At 39.1% G+C, this 9862-nt stretch carries 9 protein-coding genes; all 9 read right to left on the bottom strand.

The genetic code is table 11. The features are described 5' to 3' along the window. Positions 1–1168: UDP-N-acetylmuramate--L-alanine ligase (gene murC / locus QZ055_RS01265; RefSeq protein ID WP_295824122.1), on the bottom strand; the 1168-nt coding region annotated here is incomplete at its 3' end. Between the two features lie 14 nt (positions 1169–1182). Next, a complete protein-coding gene (gene murG, locus QZ055_RS01260) occupies positions 1183–2292 on the bottom strand; it encodes an undecaprenyldiphospho-muramoylpentapeptide beta-N-acetylglucosaminyltransferase (RefSeq protein WP_295824120.1) in 1110 nt (369 codons plus the stop codon). Beyond that, the gene (gene murD, locus QZ055_RS01255; protein ID WP_213467925.1) at positions 2292–3662 is read right to left on the bottom strand and encodes a UDP-N-acetylmuramoyl-L-alanine--D-glutamate ligase; all 1371 of its coding nucleotides are present in this window, start codon (positions 3660–3662) and stop codon (positions 2292–2294) included. The genes murG and murD overlap by 1 nt, the downstream gene beginning before the upstream one ends. Positions 3663–3746: 84 nt before the next feature. Further along, positions 3747–4733 (bottom strand): phospho-N-acetylmuramoyl-pentapeptide-transferase, encoded by a 987-nt coding sequence (gene mraY, locus QZ055_RS01250; protein ID WP_005386234.1) that lies wholly within the window; start codon positions 4731–4733, stop codon positions 3747–3749. Between the two features lie 58 nt (positions 4734–4791). Next, positions 4792–6150, bottom strand: coding sequence for a UDP-N-acetylmuramoyl-tripeptide--D-alanyl-D-alanine ligase (gene murF, locus QZ055_RS01245; RefSeq protein ID WP_295805337.1), 1359 nt, complete (start codon positions 6148–6150; stop codon positions 4792–4794). A 1-nt stretch (position 6151) separates the two neighbouring features. Beyond that, a complete protein-coding gene (locus QZ055_RS01240) occupies positions 6152–7636 on the bottom strand; it encodes a UDP-N-acetylmuramoyl-L-alanyl-D-glutamate--2,6-diaminopimelate ligase (protein WP_295824117.1) in 1485 nt (494 codons plus the stop codon). A 55-nt stretch (positions 7637–7691) separates the two neighbouring features. Then, complete coding sequence (ftsL, locus tag QZ055_RS01235; RefSeq protein WP_005386230.1) at positions 7692–8096, bottom strand: cell division protein FtsL; 405 nt, start codon at positions 8094–8096, stop codon at positions 7692–7694. Between the two features lie 21 nt (positions 8097–8117). Then, positions 8118–9050 carry a 16S rRNA (cytosine(1402)-N(4))-methyltransferase RsmH gene (rsmH, locus tag QZ055_RS01230; RefSeq protein WP_295824116.1) on the bottom strand — a complete coding sequence of 311 codons (933 nt, stop codon included), beginning with the start codon at positions 9048–9050 and terminating at the stop codon, positions 8118–8120. A gap of 9 nt (positions 9051–9059) precedes the next feature. Then, the gene (gene mraZ / locus QZ055_RS01225; protein ID WP_009351750.1) at positions 9060–9491 is read right to left on the bottom strand and encodes a division/cell wall cluster transcriptional repressor MraZ; all 432 of its coding nucleotides are present in this window, start codon (positions 9489–9491) and stop codon (positions 9060–9062) included. Between the last annotated feature and the right edge of the window lie 371 nt (positions 9492–9862).

Genomic DNA, 9862 nt, shown 5'->3' with positions numbered 1-9862 from the left:
CACCAGAGCTATAAATATCTGTCATATATACTTCATCAGCGCTTGTGAAAGCAGTAGCAAATTCATCCTTTAACAAGCTTGTGCGAGTAAAGCGATGTGGCTGGAATACACAGATAACACGATGTTTTTCCAACTCTTTTGCTGCTTTCAATGTTGCTTTAATTTCTGTAGGATGATGAGCATAGTCATCAACAACCCACACACCTGCTACGTGACCTTTTGTTTCGAAACGACGTTTTGCACCGATAAACTTACCTAAACCTTTAGTGATAATGCGCGTTTCTACACCGCAGCAATCATGAGCAACAACAAAGGCAGCCAAGGAATTCAATACATTATGTTCACCAGGAACTCGTAAGCGAATGCGCTCAACATTCACACCATTATGGTATACATCATATACCAAAGTAGAGTCTACATAGTGAATATTTTTAGCTACATAATCATTATTATCACTTAAGCCATATGTAATGAAATTACGATTTACACGGCTCATAACATAACGAATATTCTCATTATCTCCACATACGATCGCTTTGCCAGATTCTGGTAACGTTTCGACAAACTCACAAAATGCATTTAACAAATTATCCATTGTTTTGTAGTGATCCATGTGATCATCTTCAATGTTAGTAATAACAATAGTATGTGGGCGTAGTTTCAAGAAAGACCCATCACTTTCATCTGCTTCAACTACAGAGAAATGGCCTTTACCTAGACAACTACTACCTTTTAAATAATCTACTTCACCACCGATAATAACTGTTGGATCAGCTTCTGCTTCTACTAAAATTTGACCAATCATGGATGTAGTAGAAGTTTTACCGTGAGCACCAGCTACTGCAATGCCATCTGTTACGTCTAACACAGCTTTTACAATATCGGAACGGTGTAAAATTTTAATACCTTGCTCTTTAGCAGCTACAATTTCAGGGTTATCTTCGCGAATAGCCGTAGAACGAACTACAGCATCAACGCCTTTTACATAATCTTTATTATGACCAATATGAACTGTAGCGCCCATATTTCTGAACTTTTCAATAACTGCAGAATCAGCTACATCTGAACCAGATACGTCATAACCTTTTTGAATTAAAATATTCGCTATAGCACGCATGCCAGACCCACCTATACCAATAAGATGAATCTTATGAATACCGTCTAACATAAAACCTCTCCTTGTTACTTTGCAATAGATAATGCTAACTTTGCAATATCATGAGCCGCATTAGGTTTACCTAACTGCAACGCTCGTTCTCCCATTTGTGACAATAAATCACGATTGGCCATAAACATTTCAATTTCCCCTATCAAATCATGGGCACTTAACATTTGATCAACAATCATATGCGCTGCCCCTTCTTGAACAAAAATACGGGCATTATAGGTTTGATGATCTTCCGCTGCGTATGGATATGGTACCAATACAGACGGAATACCTCGAACTGCTAGTTCAGCAAGACCGATAGCACCAGACCTAAAGACTGCTAAATCAGCTGCCGCCAATGCTTTTGGCATATCGTGCAAATATGGCAAGATCAATGAGGAATCACCTAAACCATCACCATCGGTAATACCAAGCTGAGATAACACAGATTGATATTCCCCATCCCCTGTAATATGGATTAATTTAATTCCTTCTGTTCCTTGAAAATGCTTATGTACATCAATCATAGCATTATTGATAGTTCTCGCCCCACGAGAACCACCAGCTATAAGAACGGTGAACGTATCATCACTTAAATTAAAATAATTACGTCCATCTTCCCTAGTATCAACTAATACATCAGGACGTACTGGATTACCAGTATATACTACGCGTTTTGCCTTTGAAAAAGATGATTCTGCATCCTTGTAGCCCATAGCAACTACATCAACAAAACGGCTTAAAATTTTATTTGTAATGCCTGCAATGACATTTTGTTCCTGTATCAACGTTGGAATATTGCGCAATGCTGCGGCCATAAGAATAGGACCACAAACATAACCACCCGTACCAATAACTACATCAGGCTTAAAGTTGGAAATGATTGCATTAGCTTTCACAAGAGAAAAAGCAGACTTGCCTAACGTCACCAACGTACCAAAAGATAATTTACGTTGCAAACCTTGTACAGGTAATGTAGTAAATTCAATGCCTTCTTTAGGCACTAAGGTAGCCTCTAAGCCCCTTTCCGTTCCTACATATAAAACCTGTGCATCAGGGTTCTGTTTCATAATTTCCTTATATATAGTTATTGCTGGGTATATATGTCCACCAGTGCCACCACCTGAAATAATGATACGTTTCATTAATGGTGTCTCCCTTCTTGCAACATATGAACACAGTTTTTAAAATCATCGCCACGTTCTTCAAAACAGCTATACCAATCAAAACTTGAACAAGCTGGCGATAATAATACAATATCACCTTGGGTAGCCAATTTATAACCCTGTTCTACAGCATCTTTCATAGATGAAGCTCTATAAATAGGCTGAACACCAGCCTCTTTTGCAGCAGCTTCAAATCGATCCGCCGCTTCCCCCATAAAGATAACAGCTTTTGTATGATCTTTAACAAGCTGCATAAAGTCTTCTAACGGAGTCATTTTATCATGACCACCAGCTAATAAAATAACGGATTGATTAAAGGATTCCAATGCTTTTACAACAGAATCTACATTAGTAGCTTTAGAATCATTATAGAATGTAATTCCATCAAGAGTTTTAACTCGTTCTAATCGGTGTTCAACACCATGGAACTCGCTTATAATACGATGAATGGTTTCTACCGGCACACCTAACGCATAAGCTAAAGCGATAACAGTTAAAATATTTTCAATATTATGGCTACCTGGAATGTGGATATCAGCACTACCAATAACAGGTGTTGCTATACCATTCTTTGTTACATAACATTGTCCTTTATCATAGTAAGCACCATTTGAAACCACTTGATGTTGACTAATTTCAAGGATATGGCTAGGTGCACGATGTTTCATGTCGGCTACAATAGGATCATCAATATTAAGCACCATAAAATCTGTGCTCAATTGATTTTCAAAGATGCGTTCCTTCGCAGCAATATAATTTTCCATTGTCTTATGACGAGCTAAATGATCTGGTGTAATATTGAGCATAATAGCACCAATCGGTCTAAAATGCTTAATTGTTTCTAGTTGATAGCTGGATAACTCAGCTACCAAAAAACCATCTGCTGGCATGGAATAAGCTACTTCACTAAGAGAATCGCCGATATTACCACCAACGCGAACTGGCTTTCCAGTTCCTTCCAATACCTTAGTTAATAATGTTGTAGTAGTGGTCTTACCATTTGTACCTGTAACGGCTACAATTGGCGATTTAGATAACTCATAAGCTACTTCTACTTCACTAACCACATCAATACCACGAGCTTGAGCGGCTTTTACAATGGGAATATCTAGAGAAATACCTGGAGAAATAACAATGCGATCCACGCCATCAAGCAAGGATTCATCTTGTCTACCTGTAATAATATCTACACCTGCTGATACAAGTCTTTTTTCCTCATCTGCAGGCAGTGTAACAGGCTTATAATCATTTAACACTACATGGGCCCCAACTTGAGCTAATACCCAAGATGCGCCTATACCGCTGGCACCAGCACCAAGAACAAGTATATGTTTATCTCCGTATTCCATCTATATCACCTAAATTATCAACAAAAATAATGTATTCCTATCTTATAAGCATACCATTATTTGCGTGTTCCGTTAAGTATTATCTTACAAAGTTATAGTCGCTAAAATGACACCAATAACAGCTAATACAGCACCACCAAACCAGAAGCGATTAACAACAGTTTGTTCAGCCCAACCAGACAACTCAAAATGATGGTGAATAGGGCTCATTTTAAACACTCGTACACCACGAGTTTTAAAGGAAATAACTTGAATAATAACGGATAACGCTTCCATAACAAAAATACCGCCAATTACAACGAGTAACAACTCTGTTTTTGTAAGAATCGCCATCGCTGCAAAAGCGCCACCTAATGCTAAAGAACCTGTATCCCCCATAAATACTTTTGCAGGGTTTACATTGTATACCAAGAAACCAAGGCATACAGCGGCTACAATGGCACCATAGTAAGCAACGCTTTCAGCGCCAATAGAATTTGTTGTGGATGCAGCCATAAGGCCGATAACGGAAAAGGCAATGGCAGCTACAGCAGATGTACCACTAGCTAAACCATCAAGACCATCTGTAAGATTTACGGCATTCGTAGCACCTACGATAATTAAAAATGCCAATACATAATAAGCCCAACCTAATTGAAGGTGAATATCTGCTACAGGAATCCACAATGTGGTAGGAATAACCATAATTTCAGTAATACAGTAACAGAATATGGCAGCCAAAATAAATTGACCTAGTAATTTTTGCTTTGCTGTCAAACCAAGATTACGTTTTTTTACAGCTTTTACAAAATCATCAAAGAAGCCCAATAAACAATGTCCTAATGTTAGGAATAATAACATACCAGTACCCACATTCCACGGTGCAAATAAAGCAACCCCAATGACGAGGGCTACCATCATGAAAGCGCCACCCATTGTTGGTGTACCAGCTTTCGCTTGATGACTTTCTGGACCTTCTTCACGAATACTTTGTTGTGCGTGCAAAGAACGCAACATAGGAATAGCAAATTTACCTAGCACTACCGTAATAATAAAGGTTACTACGAAGGCTAATAGAATGTGATATATCATACGAATCCTCTACTCATTAATAAACAGATGACGGCTAGATATAACTAGCCGTAACCTTTTATTCACGATCTTTCAATTCTTCAACAACTCGTTCCATCCGCAAACCACGGGAGCCTTTGACTAGGATAACATCCCCTTTTTCGCGAATATCACTGTATGCATTGGCCATTTCCAAATGGCTATTACAACGGAATGTAGTTAAGCCTGCTTTTTTAGCTTCTTTAGCTATAAAGGCAGCAGCATCACCAAATGTGAAGACAACACTATAACCTTCTTCAGCTAGCAATTGACCAATTTCACGATGCGCTTGTTCAGTATAATCACCAAGTTCAAGCATATCACCAAGCATAGCAATTTTACGTTTACCTTCTAGCTGCCCCAAAGCTTTTATCGCTTCAGCCATAGAAGAAGGATTTGCATTATACGCGTCATTTAAGATAACAATATCTTCAAATGGTACGATTTCTTGGCGCATAGGAGTGCCTGTAAATTCACTTAAGCCCTTGCGAATCGTATTGGACTTAATGCCTAGCACACGACCAGCTACAATTGCTGCCAATGCGTCATATACATTGTGTTCACCAATCATAGGCAAGAAGATATCAAATACTTCATCATAACATTTGCATGTAAATTTAATACCATCTTTTTTATAACGCAAATGACTGCCAATACATGTGGCATTACGTTCGATACCATAGGTAATAGTTTTACCTTTGGCAAGACTATCCATAGCTTTAACATATGGATCATCTTCATTGAGAATAGCCACACTATTTTCAGGCAAGCAACGAATTAACTCACCTTTAGCTTGTGCGATGGCTTCACGAGAGCCTAATAGCTCAATATGGCTAGTACCAACATTCGTAATAATACCCATAGTTGGTTCTGCAATCAACGCAAGCTCCTCAATTTGACCAAGGCCACGCATACCCATTTCAACAACGCAAGCTTGATGTTCTGAAGTTAAACGCAACAATGTTTTTGGCAAACCAATTTCATTGTTAAAGTTTTTCTCAGTTTTCAAAACATTAAATTCGGTGCCGAGTACAGCAGCTACCATTTCCTTTGTTGTAGTCTTACCAGAAGAACCAGTAATAGCGACTACAGGGATATCAAAGCGACGACGATGGTAACGTGCTAAATTTTGATACGCTACCAATGTATTATCTACTTCAATGCATACGATGCCGTCCACCGCACGACCTTTTTCTACGATTGCACCAGTAGCGCCCTTTTCGATAGCTGTATTAATAAAATCATGACCATCAAAGGTATCGCCTTTTAAGGCTACAAATAAAAAGCCTGATTCAATTGTTCTTGTATCAGTAGATACATCTAAAAACTTAATATTGTCGGTATGTGCACTCGTCCCTTGTGTGGCTTCTACCACTTGAGACAATGTAAATTCTGCCATATTAGATCTCCTTGAGGGCTGCTCGCGCCTCTTCACGATCATCAAAATGAATCGTTTTATCCTTTAAGATTTGGTAATCCTCATGCCCCTTACCTGCAATTAGTACAATATCCCCAGGTTTTGCATTTTGTATTGCATGTTGAATCGCTTCCCGACGATCAACGATAACTTCATAGTGAGAGCCTTCACGAAGTCCTTCTTTAACGCCTACCTCTACATCTTTCACAATTTGCACAGGATCTTCTGTACGAGGATTGTCAGATGTAACATATACTACATCACCATATTGTGCAGCAATACGGCCCATAATAGGACGTTTTGTAGCATCTCGGTCACCACCGCAACCAAAGACTACAATAATGCGATTTTCTTGAATAGCCTTTGCAGTTTGCAAAATATTTTCTAACCCATCTGGTGTATGTGCATAGTCTACAACAACTGCAAATGGTTGACCTTCTTCAATAAGTTCAAAACGGCCAGGCACAGCGCTAAATGTTTTCAATGCCTTATCAATATCTTCCATAGAGATACCCTCTAATAGACAAGCGCCAATAGCAGCCAATGTATTATATACATTAAACAAACCAGTTGTATTCATAGCAACTGTATAGTCATTGCCATTATAGGATACAGTATAACGACTAGATTTAGGAGTCATTTCAACATCATGAGCATTCAATGTTCCTTTACCATCAATACTGTATGTAATGATAGGCGCCGTTGTTTTTTCAATTACACGATGACCATATTCGTCATCGATATTGATGATAGCCCCTTTACCAGATTTAGTTTGGTTCGGCGCGCTAACTTGTTCAAATAATTTACACTTAGCTGCCAAATAATTTTCAAAGGTCTTGTGAAAGTCCAAATGATCTTGTGTCAAGTTCGTAAATACTGCTGTATCATATTCAACACCAGAAACTCGACCTAATGCTAATGCATGAGAAGATACTTCCATGACACAATGGGTAACGCCTTCTTCTACCATTTGATGAAGAATATGTTGTAAATCTACTACATCAGGTGTTGTATTGTGAATTGGATAGGATGTATCACCAATCATAATATGAACGGTACCAATAACGCCTACTTTATGGCCTTGGGCTTTCAAAATATGACGAATCATATGAGTTGTAGTCGTTTTACCATTAGTACCAGTAACACCGATCATACGCATGGAATTTGCTGGATAATCAAAGAAATATGGTACACAAGCCATCATAGCTTTTCGAGTATCCTCTACAGTGATAACACAAACATCACCACTCACCTCTACTGGCTTAGATACAAGTACTGCTACAGCACCAGCTTCAACGGCTTTATTTACATAATTATGACCATCTACAGTGGCACCATCTAGCGCAATAAATAAGCTACCTGCTTTTACTGCACGAGAATCAGCCGTAATATCTAACACCTCAACAGCTGTATTACCTTCTACATGCGGTGTTTCCAAGGTTTTTACTATATCTTGTAATTGTTTCATATACAATCTCCTTTACACGCAAAGGAAAGCAGCCCAATACGAGCTGCTTTGCCTGCTAGTCTATAATTTGCTGTTTCTCTTGTACAGTACGTTCAGTAACAGCGCTTTTTGTACTATAAACAAAAGAATCAGGCAAAACCATCCCTAGTTGTTGTTCTGCGATTTGTTGAATACGAACAGGAGACTTCAAAGAAGCCACTTCAACATCCAACGCATCATTATCCTTTGTTAATTGTACTACAGCTTGCTGTGTTTTAACTACTTCATAGCCTAATTTTGTGCTGTACGCATTCATAACCATCATGATAAGCAAAAATGCAACCAATGCAGCAATACCATATACAACCTGCCACATCATAGGGCTCAAATCCAGAGCCACATTTGCACTACGTTTTCTCCCTTGTGAAGCGACCAACACATCGCTTTTAACTTGGCCCACAACAGCCTTTCTCGCTAACATAAACACTAACCCCTTCCAATTCTACAACTTGACGGCTACGCGTAACTTTGCGCTTCTAGCCCTCGGATTAACCTCAATCTCCCCTGCACTCGGCTCTATAGCCTTATTCTTCGCCTTCACAACCGCCTTGTGGTTACATACGCACATTGGCAATTCTGGAGGACATATACATGCTGTACTCAACTCTTTGAAAGTTTGTTTTGTAATTCGATCTTCCAAGGAGTGGAATGTGATAACCCCAATTTTCCCCTTTGGTTTCAACATGGATACAGCATCTACAAAACTATCATGCAAGATAGCTAATTCTCTATTTACTTCAATGCGAATGGCTTGGAACGTCCGTTTTGCCGGATGCGGTCCATCTTGACGCGCCTTCGCAGGTATTGCTTGCTTAATAATTCTAACTAACTCACCAGTAGTGGTAATTCGTTTTTCTTGACGTGCATTAATGATGAATTCAACAATGCGCTTAGCCCATCGCTCTTCACCATAGTCACGGATAATTTGCAATAATGCTTCAGCATCATATTCATTAACAACCTCTTCTGCCGTTAATGGTGCGTCCTTATCCATACGCATATCGAGTGGCCCATCATTCATATATGAAAAGCCACGCTCCGGTGTATCCAGTTGATAGCTAGATACGCCAAGATCAAAGATAAATCCATCTACTTCATAGATGCCCTCATTATGGAGGGCTTCTTTTAAGTTAGAAAAGTTCGTCGGTATTGTTAATACCTGACATGTTAAATCAGATAAACGCTGTCGAGCTACGCTCAACGCATCTTCATCTTGATCCAACCCTATAATCATGCCTTCTGGGTCTAGCATCTCACCCACAGCATGGGCATGTCCTGCACCACCCAAGGTACAGTCCACATAGATGCCTTTTGGATTAGTTACGACGGAGTCCACCGTTTCGCGTAAAAGTACGCTGGTATGATTAAAATCCATCATAGCCTCCTATAACATAATCCCTTCTAGACCTTCAACAAGTTCTTCCATACTTTCAGCCACTTGATCATCATAGTAATCATATTTTTCGCGGCTCCAAATTTCAACGTGATCCCCAGCACCGACAATAACGGCCTGTTTATCAAGGCTCGCATATTCACGTAGTGGTACAGGAATGAGGACACGACCTTGTTTATCATATTCAAGCTCAGCAGCACTACCGAAAACAAAACGTTTTAAGGCACGTACACTAGCTTTAGTGGAGGATTGTGATTGTAAGGCATCAGAAATTTTCTTCCACGCCTCTTGGGTGTAAATAGCTAAGCAGTCATCTAAGCCTTTTGTGACAATGCACAAATCGCCTAGTTGTTCACGTATTTTCGCAGGTATAATCATCCGCCCTTTTGTATCAATGGTGTGATTATATTCTCCCATGAACATACGTATCACCGCCCTTTACTAATCCTTATCCACCACTATATGGTAAATTCTACCACAATTCCCCACCAATCACAATAAAAAATCCATTTTTATCCCACTTTTTTATATTTTTCTTTCATAATCTCTATTTTTCTCCTCTTTTCTTAGATACATATGTTCGAAATTAAATAATAATCGAATCATAAAAACCACTGCCCACCACCAGGTGCCAGATTTTAGTTTTATCTGCATCCAATCCCCACCACAATATCCCCATAAGCTCTATTACACTTTAATTAAACGAAATATAGGAATACAATCACCACAAATCCACACAAAAAGAAAACCGCGTAGCATTTCTGCTACGCGGTTTCTATACCTACGATAGATTA

This window comes from uncultured Veillonella sp., assembly GCF_905209685.1.
In the GTDB taxonomy this organism is placed as follows: domain Bacteria; phylum Bacillota; class Negativicutes; order Veillonellales; family Veillonellaceae; genus Veillonella.
Note: the sequence above shows the minus strand (reverse complement) of the source record. Positions and strands in the feature narration are given on the sequence as shown.